This window comes from Ammoniphilus sp. CFH 90114 (assembly GCF_004123195.1).
In the GTDB taxonomy this organism is placed as follows: Bacteria; Bacillota; Bacilli; order Aneurinibacillales; family RAOX-1; genus YIM-78166.
Window position 1 is genome coordinate 17831 of the sequence record NZ_SDLI01000018.1, and the last position, 21476, is coordinate 39306.

General features: G+C 41.2%; 21 protein-coding genes and 1 other annotated feature. Of the genes, 14 read left to right on the plus strand and 7 right to left on the minus strand.

Going from position 1 to position 21476, the window contains the following annotated elements; translation table 11 throughout:
* Positions 1 to 43 precede the first annotated feature (43 nt).
* From EIZ39_RS23615 to EIZ39_RS23625, 3 genes are all read left to right on the plus strand, one after another.
* The gene (locus tag EIZ39_RS23615) at positions 44 to 1081 is read left to right on the plus strand and encodes a siderophore ABC transporter substrate-binding protein (RefSeq protein ID WP_129203546.1); all 1038 of its coding nucleotides are present in this window, start codon (positions 44 to 46) and stop codon (positions 1079 to 1081) included.
* Between the two features lie 87 nt (positions 1082 to 1168).
* Positions 1169 to 2176, plus strand: a complete 1008-nt coding sequence (locus EIZ39_RS23620) for a DUF3231 family protein (protein WP_129203547.1) — start codon at positions 1169 to 1171, stop codon at positions 2174 to 2176.
* Between the two features lie 151 nt (positions 2177 to 2327).
* Positions 2328 to 3965, plus strand: a complete 1638-nt coding sequence (locus EIZ39_RS23625) for a catalase (RefSeq protein ID WP_129203549.1) — start codon at positions 2328 to 2330, stop codon at positions 3963 to 3965.
* Between the two features lie 52 nt (positions 3966 to 4017).
* On the opposite strand, the gene EIZ39_RS23630 is transcribed toward EIZ39_RS23625, so the two are convergent.
* Together EIZ39_RS23630 and EIZ39_RS23635 are read right to left on the minus strand one after the other, a co-directional pair.
* Positions 4018 to 4581 (minus strand): FAD-dependent oxidoreductase, encoded by a 564-nt coding sequence (locus tag EIZ39_RS23630; RefSeq protein WP_129203551.1) that lies wholly within the window; start codon positions 4579 to 4581, stop codon positions 4018 to 4020.
* Positions 4582 to 4651: 70 nt separating this feature from the next.
* A complete protein-coding gene (locus EIZ39_RS23635; protein WP_368666356.1) occupies positions 4652 to 5086 on the minus strand; it encodes a MarR family winged helix-turn-helix transcriptional regulator in 435 nt (144 codons plus the stop codon).
* Positions 5087 to 5261: 175 nt separating this feature from the next.
* On the opposite strand from EIZ39_RS23635, the gene EIZ39_RS23640 reads away from it, so the two are divergent.
* Together EIZ39_RS23640 and EIZ39_RS23645 are read left to right on the plus strand one after the other, a co-directional pair.
* Positions 5262 to 5897, plus strand: a complete 636-nt coding sequence (locus tag EIZ39_RS23640) for a nitroreductase family protein (protein ID WP_129203556.1) — start codon at positions 5262 to 5264, stop codon at positions 5895 to 5897.
* Positions 5898 to 6055: 158 nt separating this feature from the next.
* Positions 6056 to 8347 carry a copper amine oxidase N-terminal domain-containing protein gene (locus tag EIZ39_RS23645; protein ID WP_164985282.1) on the plus strand — a complete coding sequence of 764 codons (2292 nt, stop codon included), beginning with the start codon at positions 6056 to 6058 and terminating at the stop codon, positions 8345 to 8347.
* Positions 8348 to 8403: 56 nt separating this feature from the next.
* Here the strand turns inward: EIZ39_RS23645 and EIZ39_RS23650 are convergent, their stop codons facing one another.
* Positions 8404 to 8847 (minus strand): MarR family winged helix-turn-helix transcriptional regulator, encoded by a 444-nt coding sequence (locus tag EIZ39_RS23650; RefSeq protein WP_129203560.1) that lies wholly within the window; start codon positions 8845 to 8847, stop codon positions 8404 to 8406.
* A gap of 246 nt (positions 8848 to 9093) precedes the next feature.
* Between EIZ39_RS23650 and EIZ39_RS26895 the strand changes: the two genes are divergently transcribed.
* From EIZ39_RS26895 to EIZ39_RS27615, 3 genes are read left to right on the plus strand one after another with little or no spacing between them, the layout of a single operon-like run.
* A complete protein-coding gene (locus tag EIZ39_RS26895) occupies positions 9094 to 9261 on the plus strand; it encodes a hypothetical protein (protein ID WP_164985283.1) in 168 nt (55 codons plus the stop codon).
* A 17-nt stretch (positions 9262 to 9278) separates the two neighbouring features.
* Positions 9279 to 10145, plus strand: coding sequence for a permease (locus EIZ39_RS23655; RefSeq protein WP_129203562.1), 867 nt, complete (start codon positions 9279 to 9281; stop codon positions 10143 to 10145).
* A 20-nt stretch (positions 10146 to 10165) separates the two neighbouring features.
* Positions 10166 to 10297, plus strand: a complete 132-nt coding sequence (locus EIZ39_RS27615) for a hypothetical protein (protein ID WP_255434053.1) — start codon at positions 10166 to 10168, stop codon at positions 10295 to 10297.
* 21 nt (positions 10298 to 10318) lie between these two features.
* On the opposite strand, the gene trpS is transcribed toward EIZ39_RS27615, so the two are convergent.
* A complete protein-coding gene (trpS, locus tag EIZ39_RS23660) occupies positions 10319 to 11314 on the minus strand; it encodes a tryptophan--tRNA ligase (RefSeq protein WP_129203564.1) in 996 nt (331 codons plus the stop codon).
* A 118-nt stretch (positions 11315 to 11432) separates the two neighbouring features.
* Positions 11433 to 11689: a binding site (T-box leader), on the minus strand.
* Positions 11690 to 11882: 193 nt separating this feature from the next.
* Here trpS and EIZ39_RS23665 point away from each other — a divergent pair.
* A complete protein-coding gene (locus tag EIZ39_RS23665; protein WP_205668631.1) occupies positions 11883 to 12917 on the plus strand; it encodes a potassium channel family protein in 1035 nt (344 codons plus the stop codon).
* Between the two features lie 105 nt (positions 12918 to 13022).
* On the opposite strand, the gene EIZ39_RS23670 is transcribed toward EIZ39_RS23665, so the two are convergent.
* Positions 13023 to 13274 (minus strand): hypothetical protein, encoded by a 252-nt coding sequence (locus tag EIZ39_RS23670; RefSeq protein ID WP_129203566.1) that lies wholly within the window; start codon positions 13272 to 13274, stop codon positions 13023 to 13025.
* Positions 13275 to 13447: 173 nt separating this feature from the next.
* On the opposite strand from EIZ39_RS23670, the gene EIZ39_RS23675 reads away from it, so the two are divergent.
* Positions 13448 to 13810, plus strand: a complete 363-nt coding sequence (locus EIZ39_RS23675; protein ID WP_129203568.1) for a hypothetical protein — start codon at positions 13448 to 13450, stop codon at positions 13808 to 13810.
* Between the two features lie 58 nt (positions 13811 to 13868).
* Here EIZ39_RS23675 and EIZ39_RS27680 read toward each other — a convergent pair whose 3' ends face one another.
* Together EIZ39_RS27680 and EIZ39_RS23685 are read right to left on the minus strand one after the other, a co-directional pair.
* On the minus strand, positions 13869 to 15260 hold the full coding sequence (locus EIZ39_RS27680; RefSeq protein ID WP_129203570.1) for a M20/M25/M40 family metallo-hydrolase: 1392 nt from the start codon (positions 15258 to 15260) through the stop codon (positions 13869 to 13871).
* A 337-nt stretch (positions 15261 to 15597) separates the two neighbouring features.
* Positions 15598 to 15999: a hypothetical protein gene (locus EIZ39_RS23685; protein WP_129203572.1), complete on the minus strand. Its 402-nt coding sequence runs from the start codon at positions 15997 to 15999 to the stop codon at positions 15598 to 15600.
* 98 nt (positions 16000 to 16097) lie between these two features.
* Between EIZ39_RS23685 and EIZ39_RS23690 the strand changes: the two genes are divergently transcribed.
* The 4 genes from EIZ39_RS23690 (at position 16098) to trhO (ending at position 21434) form a co-directional block, all read left to right on the plus strand.
* Positions 16098 to 17297 (plus strand): DUF418 domain-containing protein, encoded by a 1200-nt coding sequence (locus EIZ39_RS23690; protein ID WP_164985284.1) that lies wholly within the window; start codon positions 16098 to 16100, stop codon positions 17295 to 17297.
* 168 nt (positions 17298 to 17465) lie between these two features.
* Entirely contained in the window at positions 17466 to 18116 is a 651-nt protein-coding gene (locus EIZ39_RS23695; RefSeq protein WP_164985285.1) for a TetR/AcrR family transcriptional regulator, read from the plus strand.
* A gap of 25 nt (positions 18117 to 18141) precedes the next feature.
* Positions 18142 to 20496, plus strand: coding sequence for an RNA polymerase recycling motor HelD (gene helD, locus EIZ39_RS23700; protein WP_205668632.1), 2355 nt, complete (start codon positions 18142 to 18144; stop codon positions 20494 to 20496).
* A gap of 20 nt (positions 20497 to 20516) precedes the next feature.
* Positions 20517 to 21434 carry an oxygen-dependent tRNA uridine(34) hydroxylase TrhO gene (gene trhO, locus EIZ39_RS23705; RefSeq protein ID WP_129203579.1) on the plus strand — a complete coding sequence of 306 codons (918 nt, stop codon included), beginning with the start codon at positions 20517 to 20519 and terminating at the stop codon, positions 21432 to 21434.
* Positions 21435 to 21476 lie beyond the last annotated feature (42 nt).

Consider the following 21476-nt stretch of genomic DNA (forward strand, 5'->3'; position numbering starts at 1 on the left):
CATTAACAATAAAACAACAAATATAAAAAGGGGAGAAAGAACCATGAAAAAACTAAAGTTAGTTAGTGCAACATTAGCTGTGTTCTTATTGCTTGCCGGTTGTGGCGCTAATGAAGAAGCTACAACAGCCCAACCAAAGGAAGTTGCAGCAGAAACTAAAACTGCAGAAACCCCTGCAGCTGCAGAAGAGAGCGGTCCTGCGTATCCAATGACTGTATCTCCAACATTAGCTTCAACAAAAAATGAAGAAAAAGGTACAATCACTTTTAAAGATGTGACATTCGAAAAAATGCCAGAAAAGATTGTAGTATTTGACTATGGTTTCTTAGATACATTGGATGCACTTGGTGTTAAGGGAATTGCCGGAGTTGCTAAAGACTCCACATTACCATCTCACCTAGAAGACTATTCAGGTGATGAGTACACAAACATTGGTACTTTAAAGGGCCCATTACTTGAAGATATCGCAGCGCTTAAGCCAGATGTAATCTTTATCTCAGGTCGTCAATCTGTATTCTATGAAGAGTTTAAAGAAATTGCTCCTGTAGTATTCGTAGGAACCTCTCAAAATGATTATTGGAACACTTTCTTAGCTTCTGTAGATGTTGCAGCAAAAATGTTCGGTAAGGAAAAGGAAGCTGAAGAGTACCTAGAAAAATATGACTCCGCACTAGAAAAAATTAAGACTTTAGCTGGTAACTATGAAACATCATTAGTTGCGATGTACAACGAAGGTAAATTATCTGGTTTTGCATCGAACTCTAATTATGGTTACATTTATAATATCTATGGCTTCAAACCAGTAACAGAGGATATCGCCGCTTCTTCTCATGGTTCAAACTTCGGTTTCGAAGCACTTTTAGAATTTGATCCACAAGTGTTATTCGTAATCGACCGTACAGCAGCTGTAGGTGGCGAATCAAAGATTAAAGCTGATATGGAAAATGAAATCATTAAGAAAACACAAGCATTCCAAAACAATAAAATCGTTTACTTAGATGGTCCGCTTTGGTACTTAAGTGGTGGCGGTTTACAATCTGAGCTAGCAAAAATTGAAGAAGTTTTAGCAGAATTAAAATAGGTGGAATGGGTAAGAAGTCTGTATTAAACCTCACAAATGAGAAATACTATCCGATATCGATATGTTAGTTTTTCCAGGAGGCCTTAAATGGAAAGTGAAAGACAAGTGATGATGTCGACATCTGAATTAGCTCATTTGTGGACCACCTACATGAACGATAGCATGGCGATTTGTGTTTTAAAGCAATTTTTAGGCCATGTCAAAGATAAGGAAATAGAGGGTTTACTCCATTTCGCATTAAGCCTATCCCAAGAGCATCTTCATCATATTTCGAGCCTTTTTAATAACGAAGACATTGCAATCCCAGAAGGTTTTAGTGAGCAAAATGATGTCGACTTGTCAGCTCCACGATTATTTTCCGATACGTTTTATTTATTTTACTTACATAATATGGGCAAGATTGGTGGGAATGGCTACTCTTTGTCTTTAGCTAATAGCGCTAGAACAGATATATCTAAATTTTTTGAGGGGTGTGTTCAAGCATCCGCAGAACTTTATAACAGAACAAGGGAAACTCTCCTGTCGAAGGGCCTGTTTCTGAGACCGCCTCAAATCGTATTGCCTAAACGTGTGGAGTTTGTTGAAAAACAAGGTTTTCTTAACGGGTGGCTGGGTGATCGAAGACCCCTTAATTGTATAGAGGTTATGAATATTTTCTTTAATATTGAACGCAATGAAATTGGAAGATCATTAATCATGGGTTTTTCTCAAGTTGCCCAAACAAAGGAAGTCATTGATTTTTTTGTCAGGGGTAAACAAATTGCAAGTAAACAAATTGAAGTCTTTGGATCTTTACTTTCGGAATCTAATCTATCTGCTTCTATGACTTGGGATACGATCCCCACCGAATCCACGACACCTACATTCTCTGAAAAGCTCATGATGTTTCACGTGGCTGCTTTAACAGGGGCTTCGTTGAGTCACTATGGTACAAGTTTGGGGTCGAGTCCAAGACGTGATATCGGAATGCATTATACCCGCTTTATGCAAGAGATCGCTTTGTTTGCTGAAGATGGTGCAAACATCTTGATCAAGAATGGCTGGATGGAACAACCGCCAATGGCTACGGACCGAGAAGCTCTAACTAAAAAGTAAAAATGGTAGTTCTTTCAAAGATCGCGTGTGCGATCTTTTTTTCATATTCCATTTCCTTAGTCATGTAGGTGGTTTTGTGGCAAATATTGTATACAGGGTTTCGTGTATGGACAAGATAAGTTTCGAAGTGTTGATTTTCAGGAGGTGTCATATGGATAAACAGAATAGGAATGAAGATGGAACTTCTGTAAACGGGGTTGGAGGTTCTACAGATAACCGACTTTCGGAAGGGGAAAGTCAAGAAACCTTAACCAATAGGCAGGGGCACCCCATAACCGATAATCAAAATGTGAGAACCGTAGGAAACAGAGGACCAACAACATTAGAGAATTATGACTTTCTGGAAAAAATATCTCACTTTGATCGCGAACGAATTCCCGAGAGAGTTGTTCATGCACGTGGAGCAGGAGCCCACGGTTATTTTGAAGCGTATGGAAAAGTTGGTAATGAACCGATCTCTAAATATACAAGAGCCAAACTATTTCAGGAAGCAGGAAAGAGAACGCCTGTGTTTGTCCGTTTCTCTACTGTAGTGGGCGGGGGACACTCACCTGAAACCTTGCGCGACCCTCGCGGTTTCGCTACCAAGTTCTACACTGAAGATGGAAACTGGGATTTAGTAGGTAATAATTTAAAGATTTTCTTTATCCGTGATCCCCTTAAGTTTCCTGATATGGTTCACTCCTTCAAGCCAGACCCAGTTACGAATTTACCGGACCCAGAAAGAATGTTTGATTTCCTTTCTCAGACGCCCGAAGCCACCCATATGGTTACTTTTTTATTTTCTCCTTGGGGGATTCCCGCTAATTATAGACAGATGCAAGGTTCCGGCGTGAATACCTATAAGTGGGTAAATCAAGCGGGGGAAGCCATGCTAGTTAAATATCATTGGGAACCTATCAATCAGGGAATTAAGAACCTACTGCAACATGAAGCAAATCAGATTCAGTCAACCAACCATAATCATGCCACTCAGGATCTATATCAGGCCATTAGGGAAGACAATTACCCAGAGTGGGAGCTTTGCGTTCAGATCATGAGTGATAATGAGCATCCTGAACTAGATTTTGATCCGCTTGACCCGACAAAATTATGGGATCCTGAACAATTTCCGTTCTTGCCTGTAGGGAAGATGGTTCTGAACAAAAATCCTGAAAATTATTTTGCAGAAGTGGAACAGGTCGCCTTTGGTACAGGGGTGCTGGTTGATGGGCTAGATTTTTCCGATGACAAATTACTCCAAGGACGTACTTTTTCTTATTCAGATACGCAAAGATACCGAGTAGGGACAAATTATCTGCAATTACCTGTAAATGCACCCAAGAAGCATGTGGCGACAAACCAACGGGATGGTCAAATGGAATATCAAGTAGACATGGCACCAGGACAAAATCCACATGTCAACTATGAACCCTCCACGCTTGGCGGATTGAAGGAAGCACCGAAGAGATGGACTGAGCATGAACCTCATTACAAGGCCAAGCTTGTTCGCCAAAAGATTGATCGGACGAATGACTTTGCTCAAGCGGGGAAAACGTATCGTGCATTTGATGATGTTGAGAAAAATGAGCTTGTCTCGAATTTAGTGGATGCATTAAAAATTTGCAAACCGAATATTCAAGATAAGATGGTTGAATACTTTACGAATGCTGACCCCGAATATGGTCAGCGTGTGAAAGAAGGACTAGAGAAGGCTAAACAGGAAATAAACGATCATATGAGTACAGCAGCTGCAGATATGGCTAGCAAGAATGCGGAAAATATGGGTCATAAGTCGGACGGATATTAAAAAGACAAAATCACCAGGAGGAAAGCCCTGGTGATTTTAATTTCTTCTGTAACTACGATTTTAATACATCATGATCGACATAACGTTCGCCGTTTAATTCACTGATGACGTTGATCGCTACTCTTGCACCATCACCAGCAGTAATGATTGTGTGAACGCTAACACCAGCTACCGTACCTGCTCCCCAGATGCCTGAGACGGAGGTTTGGCCTTTGGCATCGACATCAAGAACGGTCTTGATACGCGGCTCTGTACCTTCTTTTGTCTTTATTCCTACTTTCTCGGCTAATTCCACAGCAACTCCTGTTGCGAAAATGATGTGATCTGCTTCAAAAGTTTCATTGTCCGTCTCGATCTTAAATCCATTGTCCGCCTTCGTAATGTTTTGGACGGTATCTGTTACGATTTCTGCGCCGAACTTCTTTGCTTGTTCTTTTCCGATCTCCACTAGGTCTGGTCCGGTAATCTCCATAACTCCATAGTGATTTTCTACCCATGCTCTCTTGGTCATACTTTTGTCATGATCAAGAACTAATGTCTTTTTCCCTGCTTTTGCCGCAAACAAAGCTGCACTGGCCCCCGCTGGCCCCGCACCAATAATAGCGATATCGTACATACTTCCACCCCTATTTTAAAATTTACGTTGCTATAGCAACCATTTGACGAAGAAATGCAAGGTAGGATCCTTACTGGATATTAGCACACATCTTAGAAAGGATTCTCCTAACTTCTTGAAGCTCTTCCTTTGAAATTCCCTTGCATACCTGTGAATTGAATGCTTCAGCAATTGGTATGATATGATCGCCAAGTTCCTTTCCTTCCTCTGTCAGAAAAACCCTTAATGAACGCCGATCATGTTCCCCGCTGATTCGTCGGATAAATCCCTTTTGTTCAAGGTTAAGAACCATGCGAGCAATATTTGTTTTATCTTTTTGAAGTTTATCCGCAAGTTCTTGTTGATTCATTCCGTCTTTCTCCCAGAGTAGCATGAGGATCAGATTCTGCTCAGGGGCAAGATTAAAGGGAGCTAATTTTCCCTTTACATGATTCGTCAGGGTTAGGTCTGTTTGATGAATGAAAATACTGATATAGTCATTCAAGGATAATCTCAACTGAATCACTCCAATTATTGCTATAACAACAGTTAAGGTACAAAAACATTATAAGGGAAAATATTGAAAAATTCAAATCTGTGAAACATCCTGCTGTCAAGCTGTCAGACATTTACATACCTGATCTAAGCTTACTCGAGCAAAATAGTAAAGTACTATCTTATCAAACAGGGAGGGAAGTAGAATGAGTATATCTGCAGCGGAGAGAGAGATCCATAAAGTCATGAAAGAACGGAGTAGTGTAAGAAAATATAAACGTGGAGAGAAAATCCCTCCGGAAATTTTAAAGGATATTATTGAATTAGCTGGGAGTGCACCCTCCTCATGGAACTTGCAACATTGGAAGTTTCTGATTATTGAAGATCAAGACATAAAAGACAAATTGTTACCGATAGCATATGGTCAGCAGCAAGTAAGTGATTGCTCGGCGCTCATTATTGTACTTGGCGATATTCAAGCAAATGAGAATGCCGACAGAATATATGAAGATGCGGTTAAGGTTGGATACATGACAAATGAAGCTAGACAAAAATTGGTAGAGAATATTAACGGGGCTTATCATAATGTGCATAACTTTGGATTATTTGAGGCCATACGAAATGCTTCTCTGGCGGCCATGCAGCTCATGTTGGCTGCTAAATCCTATGGCTTGGATTCTGTACCTATGGGTGGTTTTAATGCTGATGCATTACGTCAAGAACTTCGTATCCCAGATCGTTATACAATTAACATGATGATACCCATCGGATATGCAGAAGCCCCTGCTCACCAAACGCCTCGATTTCCTGTTGAGGAAATTATGATTCGCAGTTTTACTTGATCACCTATTCTATAAAGAAGACAGCTATGATGCTCGTCTTCTTTTTTATGTGCTTTTTCTTGGAAGGCTTGGCAGGCTTTCACTAATGAATATGCTATGGAATTATGATAAATTATCCTAGACTTTCTCAAGATTCATATAGATGGAGGAAAAATAGGATGAGAAAATGTAATCAATTTGTTTCCGTCCTTTCTATAGCGGCACTGTTAGCTAGTCTGGCTTGGCCAAGCATGGGACAAGCGGCAACCGCATTTAGCGTAGTTGGAGTGCAAGCGATTAATGCTAGTGTTACGAATACAGATTATAAGGACTTAGGCGATATTAAACTAAAAGTTCCAATTTCAGATTTAAACAATGATGACTTCTTCTTTTTAAGATTACCAGCCGATTTTAAATTCAATATTCCAGCAGCAGCAGATGGAATGACCGATATCTCAGGTGCTATGGTTACAAAGCCTGATGGCTCAGTCAAACCGTTAATTGAAGTAGTTGGTGGTTTAAATGATCCATGGAATGATGGGGCAGCTCAGCATCTTTCTGTGTATCAAACGAACCACAACGAGCTCAAAGTGATTGTGAAAAATGTGGCGAAGGCAGAAGGAGCAGGGACGGACGTAGATACGACTTTAAAAATGAGTCTAGGAAGTGTATACGTTCCGGGGAATGCGGATTCGGCTATTCAAGCGGTAATAGAAGGTAAAGCGGGAAGTGCCTTTAACGACCAACAGGTAATCGTAGCGAACAGAGGGACTGGATTAATCGATGTGTCAGTTGATTCCCTAAAAACGATTCCAGAAGGCGGTACCGGGACGTTAGATACGATTCGATTCAAAGAAGATATCCCTGGAGCATTAATGGCAGGAAGCTCTAGTTTGAAGCTTCGTTTGCCTTTTGGGTTTGAATGGACAGAAACGAATTATCCAGTAAGCTTTGTGGATGGGGATAGTGGAGTAGTAGGAGAAATAACGGCTAGGCGTTCATCAGATACACGAGAATTAGAAATATATGTACCAACATCTACCAAATCGGCTAGCTATTTTACAATCCATCATGCTGAGATCGGAGTACAGGATTCCTCCGTTGTGAAGTTCGGTGACATTGTAATGACAGTGAGTGGATCAAGTAAAACGAATAGTACTTCTCTTGTCATAGGCAAATATGCGCCGTATCGAGTTATCGCAAAAACCGAAAATCCAAAAGATGTGCTTGCTGGGAGATCAGGCTCAAGGGATCCTATGTATACAGAAATGGGTCAGCTGGTTGTTGAAGAGCAGGCACCGGGGTCCTTGCGTTCCGGGGGATCCATCCGAATTGAATTAACGGGAGGAGTGAAGTGGGCGGTAGATCATCAGAGCAAACTAATACAGCCTCCTCAAGTTAACGCATCTTTATCTGACCTGCAAGGCCTTGAGTTTGGTGAGTGGGAATTGTTGGGAAGTTCTGGAGATACCATCAGTGCAACGATCAAAACCACTTCGAATGGTGCAAAAGGTGCCAAATTGGTGCTTAACAAAGGGTTGCTGGATATCGCTGCTGACGTAAGTCCGACTGAGATCCGGGCTGTCCTGGATGGGACAGCTGGTGTATCAGGAGATGCAGGGGTCATTGCAAGGGTGATTGCGCCTGTTTCCATGGAGGTGCCGGGCTCCTTTCTAAAACCAGTCCAAGGTGGGGTGCAAAACCAAACGATTGGTGATCTTGTAGTAAAAGAATCGGTGGCTGGAGCTATTGATGCTAGCTCAGATTCCTTTATTCGTTTTACTTTTGAAACGGGAATTAGACCGAACACGCCTGATGCTTCGCAAATCCAAGTGGATGGAGATCTGGTTGTAGAATCGAATCGTGCGATCACGGAAAAAGATCAAGAAGGTCGCTGGTATATTCAAATACCAGTGAAATCATCAAGTACGGTTTCATCAACCCTAACTCTTAAGGGCGTTAAAGTGACCGTAGACCGCACGGTTCCGGAAGGTGGTTTAATGGTAAGCCTATCTGGGTCCATGGTTCAGACAACGGGAGTTGAACATGTGGCAAGAATAGCGGCTGCAAACGTAATAATCCCCGCAAATGGAAATATCATGAAATCAGCGATATTCACCATTGGTTCTACCAGCTATACCGTAAATGGGGAAGAAAAGGCTCTAGATGAAGCTCCATTCATTGATCGTAATGGAAGAACACTCGTTCCTGTACGTGCTGTCGCGGAAGCTTTCGGGGCTGTTGTAGGCTGGGATCCGAAGGGACAAGTCGTAACCATTCTCAAGGATGGTAAAGCCATCTCTATTCCTGTTGGCAGTTACGTTATCAATATAGGAGGCGTATACGTACAGAATGATAGCCCAGCGATCAACCGTGGAGGTAGAGTATTCTTGCCTTTGCGAGTGATTGCAGAAGCTCTAGGGGCTAATGTAGGCTGGGACTCAGAAACACAAACGATTTACTTGAACTAAAAACAAAGAGGGTAACTTCAAACGACGCCAAACTGTCGCATGGATTACCCTCTTTTTTATTCACTAAGATTCACAATGACACGATCCAGTACAGAAAAGCAGATTTCCATTTCTTTAGGATCTATGCCATGGGAGGCTTCGGCTAGAGCCGTCATGACTTGAGCAATAAGAGCCTTCTGAATCTCTTTTCCATATGGAGTTAGATAAATTAAATTCGTTCGTCTGTCTGTTGGGTGAGGGAGTCGCTTTACTAAATCTCTTTTTATCATATTATCGATGAGACGAGATACACTCGGTTGGTCCTTGCCCGTCAGACTTGAGAGGTCATTCTGGGTAAGGCCGTCATTCTCCCACAAATGCACCATGATCACCCATTGCTCAACGGTGATTGAAAGGTTATTCTCCCTAAACCTCTGATTCAACCGGTTAGTTAGTAATCGGGAGGATTTGGCCAATTTATGACCAAGGGACTTGTCCAAACTATAGTCGCGATAGTCCATAAATATACCCCTTAAAATAGCATGTCATGTTTGATGATAAAGGAAATGGAGGTGTACTGCAAGAAAAATTAACCTCAGGGATCAACCGTCTTTTATTTTTAAAAAAATACTTGTAAAATGCAAGTTATGGTGATATAAATATATCAGAAAGAAAAATTGGTAAAAATGAGAAGCAACAAAGTGAGCAAGATGATAATTGCTTAATAAAAACTAATACTTGCAAAATGCAAATAAGGGGTGGAGAAGATGGGGAATTTCTATATCATGGAGAAAATGGCAGAAGAAAAGGTAAAAGAACTACAACAGTCTTTCTATATGAGAAAGAAGGTGAAGGTTGGTGTAAGAATAGCAAATTGGATTAATGGATTTAGTTTTGTGAAGAAAAATTCGGATTGCTGTGAGGTTGGTTGTTAAGAAAGGAGGGAGGTTGTGTGTGGACGGAAGTTTTTGAAAGCTTTCTCTATATTGCCTTAGAATTGACTGTTCTGTTTATAGGTATTTCATTTCTTATTAGTCTCCTGCAAGGCCTAGTTTCTTACGAAAAGATGGAGAGATGGATGGGGAGGAATCATCCATTAGCAAGTGCATTTATTGCTTTAGGATTTGCTTTTGTTACTCCATTTTGCTCCTGCTCAACGATCCCTGTTGTAGTTAATTTGCTGAACAAGAAGGTGCGCTTTGGAATTGTTATGGTATTTCTTTTTGCTTCACCTGTTCTTGATCCTACAATCCTGACACTAATGACAGCTATCCTTGGGGTTAAAGTAGCGATAGCATATACGCTTATTACCTCCGTTTTATCGATTATCATTGGTTTCTCACTGGAGAAATTAGGATTTGAGTCCCAAGTCAAGCAAGTGATTATGAAAGGGTATGAGCCAGGCGTAAAAAAATTCAATATCAGTTTGGCCTTTGCCGAAACATGGGGACTTATGAAGACCGTGTACCCTTATCTTATCGCGGGAGCAGCTATTGGAGCCATCATTCATGGAGCTGTCCCTACCGAATGGATAACTTCTTATATGGGCGGTGATAAATGGTGGCTAGTGCCAATAGCTGCAGTGATTGGCATCCCTCTTTATATAAGACTATCGACAATGATTCCAATATCTCAGATTATGATTGCTAAAGGGATGGCTCTAGGACCAGTAATGGCTTTAATGATTAGTTCGGCTGGGGCTAGCTTGCCGGAACTCACCCTACTCAACAGCATATTTAAAAAGAAGTTAGTCGCTGCTTTCGTCGGTTCAGTGTTCTTGATGTCTACATTATCCGGATTTTTGTTCTATATTATTTAATCCTAGAGGAGGATTTTATTATGAGTCTATTTCAAATTTTGTTTAGTAAAAAATCGAGTTCTTGCTGTGATATTAAATTTGAAGAAGTAAAAAATGAGGAAAAGTGCTGTGAAGGGGAGCAGGAAGGGAACAGGGAGAGGGAAGATTCTTAAAGGATCTTCCCCTCAGTTTTATTAAAACATTCTCAACCCGATGGCTTTTCTTACTTCAGCAATTACTTTTTGTGATGATTCTTTTGCTTTTCGGCGCCCTAGTGCTAAGACATCATAGATATAATCATCTGTCAACTTTTCACGTTTGTCTCTAAAGGGTTCAATAAGGGTTTGAATGGAGTTACTTAAAAGCGATTTACATTGAATACACCCTATAGCAGCTCCCTGACAATTTACTTGAATTTCATTTAGTGTTTCTTGGTCTGTAAAATAAGTATGAAGATGATAAACATTACACCCTTCTTTCGAGGGATTGCCTGCTTGATGTTTGTAGACTCGAGTCGGGTCAGAGTAAGCTTTTCTTACCTTTTCGTGAATGATTTCCTTGCTGTCTTTCATGCTGATATAACTGTTTGCTAGATCTGACTTACTCATTTTCCCCTTTCCAGAAAGAGAAGGAATACGCACAGCGTTTTCTATAATAGGTCTTGGTTCAGGGAATATTTCACCGTAGAGCTGATTGAACTTACGGACGATGGTTCTAGCCATCTCCAAGTGAACAAGTTGATCCTCACCCACTGGAACCAGTTTACCTTTGTGGATGAGAATATCGGCAGCCATTAATACGGGATAACCTACTAATCCATAGTTGACATTATCAGGGTGCTTCTTCGCCTTTTCTTTAAAGGTTGGGCAACGCAACAAGTCACCTAACGGCATGACCATACTTAAATAGGTATGCAATTCACATATTTCCTCTGCAATAGAGGATTGCGTGTAAAAGGTAGATTGCTCGGGGTCAAGCCCTGCGGCCAAGTAATCCTTTGCAATTTCTAACACATTTCTCATCAAGCTATCCGGCTTCGGATGGGTAGTGAGAGAATGGATATCAACGATAAAAAAATAAGCTTGATATTTATTCTGCAATTCAAGGATATTTTTCATCGCGCCATAGTAGTTGCCTAAATGCAGTTCCCCCGTGGGTCTTATTCCTGAAGTTAAAATTTCTCTAGCCATCAAAATCCCTCCATTTTTTGGTTTTCCTTATCCATTGACGTATAGAATTCATCCACCAGCCATCTTCCATGATGTATCCCTCCTCTTAGATCACAAAAAAAGGCCTTCCATCCCTATATCAAAGGACGGAAAGCCGTGGTGCCACCTTCATTCGTCTGCTAAACAAAGCAAACGCACTTATGCAAGGTACGGAAACGACAATAAGTTTCGATACCCTGTCTCTTGTAACGGTGAGACATCCGCCAAGACCTACTCTGTGATTTTTCGGTCTGGTTGCTCAAAAGCCCATTCAACATCACTTTCACACTGATTCGCACCAACCATCAGCTCTCTGAAGTGTCCATCATGTCTACTCTTCTTTATCATCGCAGAAATATTAAAGTTCATTGTTATTATAATTCAAAGGGGAATCAGATGACAATTATTTTATAATAATTGGTAAAAAAGGTTGAAGTTTCATCAACTTTATCATTATGATGGAGTAGTAACGTGATGAGTAAGTGGCTGCGGACTCAAGCTTCGTTCAATGGCTAAAAATCACCTGTTTGGACGGGGAAGGAAGGAAATTATGTACATTTTTGCGCGTATTTGGTCTCGGTTAATTCGTATGGGATTTGGTACGGTGTTGTTATTGTGTACCCTACTCATTCTAATTAGCTCGGTGGTTATCCGTACTTTGGAACCGGATACCTTTCCCACCATTTTTGAAGCGATATGGTGGGTGATGACGACAGTAGTAACAGTAGGGTACGGAGATGTTTCACCCCAGACCTCATTAGGAAAACTGTATACCATGATTTTTCTCTATATTTTTGGTATTGGCTTAGTGGGTGTACTGATCGGAAAGGTTATAGATTCCTTAAGCACATTCCAACGTTTAAAGGAGAGCGGGAAATTGAAATTTACGGGGAGCAAACATTATATATTTATAGGGAATTTAGTGAAGGTGAAGAAAGCGATTCAGGAGGTAGCCGAAGTTCAAAAAGAGGCATCTTTTGTTTTCATTGGTACATATGAGCATAACCCCATTCCCTTAGGTAACGTCCATTATATTGAAGGGGATCCATCAGAAGAAGAGACTTTATTAAAAGCTAATATCCTTGAGTCCGTTAGTGTCTCTATCTTTGCGGATGATCACATGGCTGATGCTGTATTTTCTGATGGGAAGACCCTTCTTATTGCGTCTGCGGTTGAATCTATTTCCAAGGAATCTGGCAAAGAAATCTACACCATTGTAGAAATTATGATGGAAAGCCATATCTCGAAGTTTCGTCATGCCAATGTGGATGAATTTATATTATCTAATGAAGCTGTTTCTCGATTAGTGGCTCAAGCATCTCTTCATAAGGGGTCAAGCGAGCTGTTCCGACAGCTCACTAGTAAACAGTATGGGGATAACATCTATGAGATTCATACTCAACCACATTGGAGGACGTACCGAGATGCATTCTTAGATCTAATCGAACAAGGAGCTACCTTACTTGCGGACCGAAACCAATTAGACATTAATCGCCGCCTAGATGAGGCGATTCCTGAAAGAGCTAAGCTATTTATCGTTTGTAATGAAGAAACCTATCAGAAAATTAGTAAAGGAGAGCTATAGCTACTGTAGATGGAGAACTGGTTTGTGAGATGGAAATGATGTTTGCGTTTGGAGAATAAAAAGGCCTTCCTCTAGGAAGACCTTTTTATTTTGCATGGGTGTTCTTCAGACATTTATTTTGTTATAGATGCGGTTTCTTTCTTCAGGACCAATGATTTTTTTCTCATAAAGTTGATCAATGATTACTTTCACATCATTACCCCGGAAATCAATCCCTGAAAAACTTAACCGTTTAATTCTAATTCGCCTTGATACGGAAAGTAAGTATTCACGAACGTATCGCAGTTCTTGATACGTTAAATATCGCCCATTCCAATGTAGCTTCTCTTGTATTGGAAAAGGTATTATATCTCCCATGTATACAACCTCTTTTAATAATAAACTTTCTACCATCTATATGAACTGATTATATACATTAATGATGTAGGAATCTAGTATGGGGAGTGCTCTGAATTAGTGACGTGATAGGTACAAAGCCGCGAGTAAATTGTTTATCTTTTTGTCATCCTAAGGTAAAAGGAGGTTAGTTTATGAGACATTCATTTCGCGTTCTTTCTATAATCGGTTTAACCCTCTCTCTTATTGGATGTGGAGCGAATAACGACAGGGGAGCTCAAACCAACCAGATGAACCAAGTTGGGACGCATGGGGTTGGAGTGGATCAGTACCAGAATTTTAATCAGGGGAACAGAGGCAGTACTGGGATTGTGGGAGACAATCAAAAAATCCAGGGGGCAGGTCCATACGGAACTACCAACAATGTCCGACATGGGCAGACTCAAACGAATCGGGCCCAAGAAGACGTATATGAGTATCAGGGAGCGTTTGTTACGGGGCCGATGGGGCAGAATCGAACGCAAGCTGATCTAAGAACAAGGAATGGTAACCAGTAATTAAGTTTTGCTGAAGAATAAAAAGGGGAGCCTCACTTGAGGCCCCTCTTCACGAATATTACAATTTCACGTCCTCATCTTTTTCCGCAGGGATTAAAACGGGTGCTACCTTTGCCCTTTGCAGAGCTGGGGTATCCGGGCGAGCGGCATGGTAGATGGATGCAATAATCACCTCAGCTGTCATTAACAGTTTATCTTTGCTAATTAGTTCAAGGACATCGCCTGGAGAATGGTATTCGGGTTCTAAGGGGGCATACGAGAATACAGCCGCATCAATACCTACTTCAGTGAAAGGCTGATGATCGCTGCGACCCACTTGATTAAACGGAACAGGCTCATGTAAGCGAGATCCAGCTGAATTGCCTAGTGTCGTTACCGTATTTTCCTTTCCATCATAAGTAAACATAACTAGTTTCTCACCTGAATTCTTGCTTCCGACCATATCCATATTAAACATACCTACTGTTCGTTCGATATCCTCATCAGACATGTTTTGAGCATAGAATCTAGATCCTAGTAGTCCTCTTTCTTCCGCTCCAAAAGTGATAAAACGAATTTCAGTGTCAGTTTGGGTGTTAGCCAACACTCTGGCCGCTTCCAATAATACAGCCGTACCAGAAGCATTATCGCTAGCTCCTGTACCGACAGCTACCGAATCATGATGAGCTCCAAGGATAATGACTTGTCCAGTATCATGCTTGGGATGAGGCTTCTTCGTGGCAATAACGTTATGGGAAGTTCCTTTCATGATTTCTGCCCCTTCAATGGTTAGTGTAGCTGATAGACTACCATTTTCTAGGATGTTTACTAATTCTTCACCGAGTGTGCCTGACATAGAAACGGTTGGTAGATTCGTTTCACTTGCACCTAGACTGCTATTGAAAGGGGCTGAAGTATTATTGAAAATGACAACGCCAACCGCACCAGCCTCCTTAGCATTTTTTACTTTTTCTGTGAAAGCAATATCGCCTCTTTTAATTAGAGCGATTTTTCCCGTTAGGTCTTTGCCCTCTACATCCTCAAGCTTCCCTAATCCAATGTAAACTAGCTCGCCTGTTATATCACCTTGTGTATTGGAACTATAACCAAAAGCACCCACATCAAAGGCTTGTCCATCTACAGTGAAGGTTGTTTTAGTTGGTGCTTTATATCCCTGGATAAACTCAAATGGTTGAATTTCTACTTGATCATATCCAAATTGCTTAAACTGTGCAGCGATATAATCAACAGTTTTCTTTTCATTTTCAGTTCCAGCTACACGGGCTCCAATGGAATTAGCAAAATAAGCGACATTTCCGTAGATATTCTCAACATCAATCTTCTTAATGACTTTATTGTCAAAAGCATGGATGGAAGGGTTGTCCAGCTTTTGGGCGAATATTGGGGTGGCAGAAAACAATAAACTACTTGCTAATAATGAGAGAGATAAGGTTCTTAAGTACTTTTTCATAGTAGCCTCCTAGATAAATTGGTATGTAAACGCATACAAATAGAATTATCTACCAATTTTGGTAAAGAATCTAGTGCTCTTCGTCCTGGTTCATTGGACTTAAATTAGTGTAAAGAATGATCTAAACACCTGTAATACTTCATAAGCTTTTGGTGGTTTTCGGTTTATTTGTTGAAAAAACGGGGTTTTTGTCCTAGTTCTAGAGAGGGGGGGAGAGGGTCTGGAGTCTTAGTTGTTCTTGTTGAAAGGATACAATTTTTGGAAAGTAAAACTATTATCCTATCCTAGTTTTAAGAGTATAGGAGGGAACCTACATTGTGAATCCCTCCTTTTTGTACTAAACTTTTTTGTGAGATCCAGTAGCCTTTGCAGGGAAAAATGATCTGTATACAAGTAGGGTGTAGATAATCACAATAGTCGACCAAACCAAATTTCCGATATAAGGCTGCTGATTGTAGGTTAATGTAAGTGATAGGCTAATGCCTGCAAAGATGACCGAATAGGCAAGCATCAACCCATATCCCCATCTTTTCATTTGCATATATCCGAATGCAATAATGAAAGATACAATAGCTACAATCATGCGAGTAGGACGTTCCACTTCTTGTAGTAGTCCAAATCTTGCTGCGACACCGATAGTATCTGCATCTGAATGATAAAAGATGGAGGTGTAGAGCATAACCATAGCACCGAAAATGTAAAAATAGCCAATGATGGCAACGCCCATGGGTCTAACCATGATTGATCATTTCCTCCTTATCCGATTGGGAAATTATGACCATTTAAGGCTAGCACAAGTAATCTAAAATGAAAAGACAAAGTGAAAGGAGAACCTTCTTGAAGTCAAAACCGGTAGTTCAGAATGATCGTATTATTAGCCTTGATATTCTTAGAGGATTTGCCCTGTTCGGTATACTCATCGTCAATATGCCGGCATTCCATTCTCCCACGATCTTACAGGATTATTACATGATCCAATATGCATATGAAGGGGTAGACAAGTATCTTCGCCTTTTTTTCGACCTATTCGTTCAAGGGAAGTTCTATCCTATTTTCTCCTTTTTGTTTGGCCTAGGATTTTATTTATTGATGGAGCGCGCAGCCAGTAAAGGTGAGAATGTATATCTGCTATTTTCTCGAAGGATGTTAGCGATGTTGGGGTTTGGGTTGTTTCATTTAGTGTTTCTATGGTCAGGCGATATCTTACATATTTATGCGATAGGAGGTTTGCTTCTATTTCTGTTTTATAGAAGAAGGCCGATAACTGTACTGATATGGTCTTTCTTATTCCTTGCGGCGCTTTATGGGTTATTTGCTATGGAGGTGTTTTGGCCGACCTCCTTCTATCAGCAGTATGTTCAAACTAGACAACTTATCGGAGCAGAAAAAATCGATTTAGCCTTAATTGCGTATCAAAGTGGCAGTATTCAACAGTGGTTTGCGTATCGATTAGCTGACGAGGTTCCTCTCATTCTAGGGAACTTAATTTCTCAAGTGCTTGCTATATTTCCTTTGTTTCTACTTGGGTTATATGCGGGGAAGAAAAAGCTGTTTCAAAAGATTGACGAACAGATCAACCCATTTAAGTGGGTGTTGTGGGGAAGCGGCCTCGTAAGTCTGCCTCTCATTATTGTTTTACTGTCGATTCAATTGGAATGGATTACGATAGGAGCAGGAAAAAACGTTAGTCGGGTCTTTTTCGTCAATGTGAGTGGGATAACGATGAGTCTATTTTATATTTCCTCAATAGCCATCTTGTCTTCTAAGAAGAAAATCTTGAATCGTCTACTTCCACTAGGTTATGTGGGACAGATGGCTTTAAGTAATTATCTTGGACAAACGATTCTTACTTTACTGCTTGTATTTACGTTTAATCTTTACAATCAGTTATCCCTTGCTGAGGGCCTTCTATTAACCGTCTGCATCTTCTATGTTCAGATCCATTTTAGTTATCTATGGTTGAAGTCCTATTCCTATGGGCCGATGGAGTGGTTGTGGAGAATCTTGACCTATGGCAAGGTACCGATGAAACGCTGAGTATAAATAAGGTAGCAAGAAAACGAAAAAGTCTCAACAGTCCAACAGGTCTGACTGGGGCTTTTTTTGCATGATTCGGGAGAAAGGAGAAATACTTTTTTTGAATAATTGACTGACCGTCGGTCGGTATTGTATGATAATAAAAGGAAAAAGATGGGAGGGAATGATTTGGCTAGAACAGTGAAGCGTCCAGAAGAGCGAAGATTAGAGATTATTCAGGCTGCAGCGAATTTGTTTTCGGTAAAGGGCTATGAGAAAACGGCGGTAAACGACATTATTCAAGATATTGGAGTAGCCAAGGGGACCTTTTATCATTATTTCAATTCCAAGGAAGAAATTGCGGATGCTGTCATTCAGATGGTGATTCAAGAGAGCATTCCTGTATTGCGAGAAATTGAAAGGAAAGAGGGAGTAGCTGCAGTTGAGAAATTATTGCAAGTCACAGAGGCCTTCTCAGCAAAAGCGACTCAGGCTTACCGGGATGGATTGATGAATCATCTCCATCAGGAAGGCCACTCCGTGTTTCATCAAAAAATGAAGGTCCAGATGATTAAAGACTATGTCCCGATCTTAACGAGCATCGTTGAACAAGGTGTAAGAGAAGGTCAGTTCCATACCCTATATCCTCAGCAGATCACCGAGTTTTTACTGGTTGGTCTTCACTTCATGCTTGACCCCAGCTTATTTGCCTGCTCGAAGGAGCAGTTTAATGAGAAAGTAAAGGCGGTTAGTGAAATTTATGAGAAGATGCTAGGAACTGCACCTGGGAGCTTTTCTTTGGTGAGCGTGTATCTCGAAGAATTGTATCCCGCACAATAACACGAATGAGGTGGGTGTGACTTTGATGGAGGCAGTAAAGAAAGAAGAGCAAGAGCGACTAGAGCGGGTCAAAAAGGAGCTCGAGACAAGGATCAAACGTGTAGAGCAAGAGGTTCAAGCAGAAAGAGGGCAGGTTATTGAATCTCGTAAATGCTTTTGGGACGATATAACGATTAACTTTGATGATTCACATGAAATGGCGGAGACACTAGCTAGTTTAAAACAGCACGCGGAAGGGCTATCGGAAAAAGAACGGCGTCACCTCCAGTCTGAAAAACAGTTAAAAACCCTACTGCGATTGCAACAAAGTCCCTACTTCGGGAGGGTTGAGGTTCAAGAAGAGGGTGTTGAAGGTGCAGAACAAGTATATATTGGGGTAGCCTCCTTTATGGATGAGGATGACTTGGAATTTCTCGTCTATGATTGGCGTGCGCCGATTTCAAGTCTGTATTATGATTTTCTGCCTGGACCTGTCAGTTATGATACGCCAGGGGGAATAATCCACGGGACAATGAAAGGCAAGAGACAATATATTATCCGTAACGGTTCACTCATCAGTTTGTTCGATACAGGGGTGACCATCGGAGATGAACTCCTGCAGGAAGTTCTAGGGAAGCAACAAGCTGACGCTCAAATGAAAAGTATCGTAGCAACCATACAACGCGAGCAAAATGAAGTAATTCGCAATGAAAGAAGCCGTCTATTAGTGGTTCAAGGCGCGGCTGGAAGTGGCAAAACGTCAGCAGCTCTACAGCGAGTAGCTTACTTGCTTTACAGGTATCGCGGAAAGCTTTCTTCAGACCAAATCGTCTTGTTTTCCCCAAACCGTTTATTCAACAGCTATGTGTCAACCGTGCTGCCGGAGCTTGGGGAGGAGAATATGCAGCAGACCACGTTCCAAGACTATCTTGAACATCGCCTTGGGGAGGCGTTTGAGCTCGAGGATCCTTTAACACAAATGGAGTATGTCCTGACCTCAAAAACTGAGGAGGGGTATGCTGCTAGAATTCAAGGAATTCAATTTAAGGCCTCTACTCAGTTTTTACAGCTGTTAAATCAATACGTCTCTTTCCTTGAACAAGAAGGGTTGATATTTAAGGATATTCTCTTTCATGATGAGGTTCTTCTGTCGGCTGAGAGGCTAAAGGAGCAATTTTATAGCTTAGATTCCTCTGTCTCAATCCCTAATCGACTAACTCAGCTTACCGAATGGATCGAAAAAGAGTTGAAAGTGAAAGAGAGGAGCGAAAGAGAGAAATCGTGGGTAGAAGACGAGATGCAGCTTCTGGGGCAGGAGGCTTACCAATGGGCTTACAAGGAGTTAAAGAAACAAGAAAAATCAATGGAAGATCGATTTGACGACTTTGACAGGGAACAAGAATTGTTAGCAAAACGGATCGTTGAAAAACATTTTAAGCCTATCTATACGTTGATCCGTCGATTAAATTTCATTGATATCACTGCGATGTACCACCAGTTATTTATGGATCAGGCTATGCTTAGGCAAGCAGCACCTGATTTGGAGTTACCTGTCACTTGGGTCGAGATATGTAAGCATACAGTGGAGATGCTGGAGAAGAATGTCCTTAGGCAAGAGGACGCAACCCCTTACTTATATTTGAAGGAACGAATAGAGGGTTTTCAAACCAATCCATCCATTCGTCATGTATTTATTGATGAGGCGCAGGACTATTCCGCCTTTCAATTTGCCTTTATTCGAAAGTTATTCCCGCATAGTAAAATGACTGTGCTTGGAGATTGGAATCAAGCCATCTATACACACTCGCAAAATCAGGATGCTCTTGCTTCGTTGTATTCGTTATTTCCGGAGGAACAGACAGAACAGGTCGTTCTTCGGAGGACGTATCGATCTACTCGTGCCATTGTAGAGTTTACTCGCGAGCTTCTTCTTAATGGAGAAGGAATAGAACCGTTTAATAGGGAGGGGCTCCCCCCAACCTGTACTCAAGTCGCAACTAGAGAAGAGCTGGTGCAAAGATTGTTTGAGCAAATTCAACTCCTTCAAAGAGCGGGGTATCGGACGATTGCTGTGATTGGGAAAACCACAGTAGAATGTCGAGAAGTTTATGACCGATTGAATGAAAAAGTTCAACTGCAACTAATCGACAAAGAAATGAGCTCTTTTCAGACTGGAATCGTAGTCATCCCCTCGTATCTGGCTAAAGGTGTCGAATTTGATGCGGTTCTTATTTATAATGCCTCCAAAGAGGTATATAATGATGAAGGTGAGAGGAAGTTATTCTATACCGCTTGTACTAGAGCCATGCATGAACTGCATTTATTTTCGGTGGGAGAGTTCAGTCCATTCCTAAGTTTTCAGCCTAAAATGGTTAAAGTTGGGGAGAATAGAAGTATCTAAACTTTTCAGGAGGAAATGAATTGGAAACGAATAAACCCTATCGCATATTGCTTTATTATAAATTCGTTCCTATCGATAATCCGGATGAATTCGCTCAGGAGCATCTGCAACTCTGCAATGAGCTTGGATTGAAGGGGCGGATCTTGGTTGCCAGTGAGGGTATTAACGGGACCGTATCAGGAACGATCGAACAAACACAAAAATATATGGACCATATGCATGCGGACCCTCGTTTTAATGATTTATGGTTCAAAATCGATGAAGTGGATCAACCTGCTTTTCAGAAGATGCATGTTCGACATAAGGAGGAGCTCGTTACTTTCCGAGTAGAGGATGCTCCTAAGCCGTTTGAGAAAACAGGAAAATATCTAGACCCAAAAGAATTCTATGAAGCTCTTCAAGATGATGATGTGATTGTTATCGATGGACGTAACGATTATGAATATGATATCGGGCATTTCCGAGGAGCAATTCGTCCGGATGTTAAATCGTTTCGCGAATTTCCAGAGTGGATTCGTGAGAACCTGGGTCAATATAAAGACAAAAAGATCATCACCTACTGCACGGGAGGCGTCCGTTGTGAAAAGTTAACGGGTTGGATGATGGATGAAGGATTCAAGGATGTAGCTCAGCTTCATGGTGGAATCGTTACTTATGGCAAAGACCCTGAGGTAGAGGGAAGATTATGGGATGGAAAGCTTTATGTGTTTGACGAGCGGATTTCTGTTCCAGTCAACCGTACAGATGAAGATCGGGTCATTGGGAAATGTCATTATTGCGGGGAACCCGAGGATCGCTACATTAACTGTGCTTACCCTAAGTGCAACAGAAAGACCATTGCCCACGTTCATTGTGAGGAAGAGCATCATGGATATTGTTCCCCCGAATGTCAGACGAAACACCATGCAGAAGAGGAATTGGATGAAGTGGTAGGTTAAGAGTGACTAGGGAAATAGAGGAGGTGGATACTTCCTCTATTT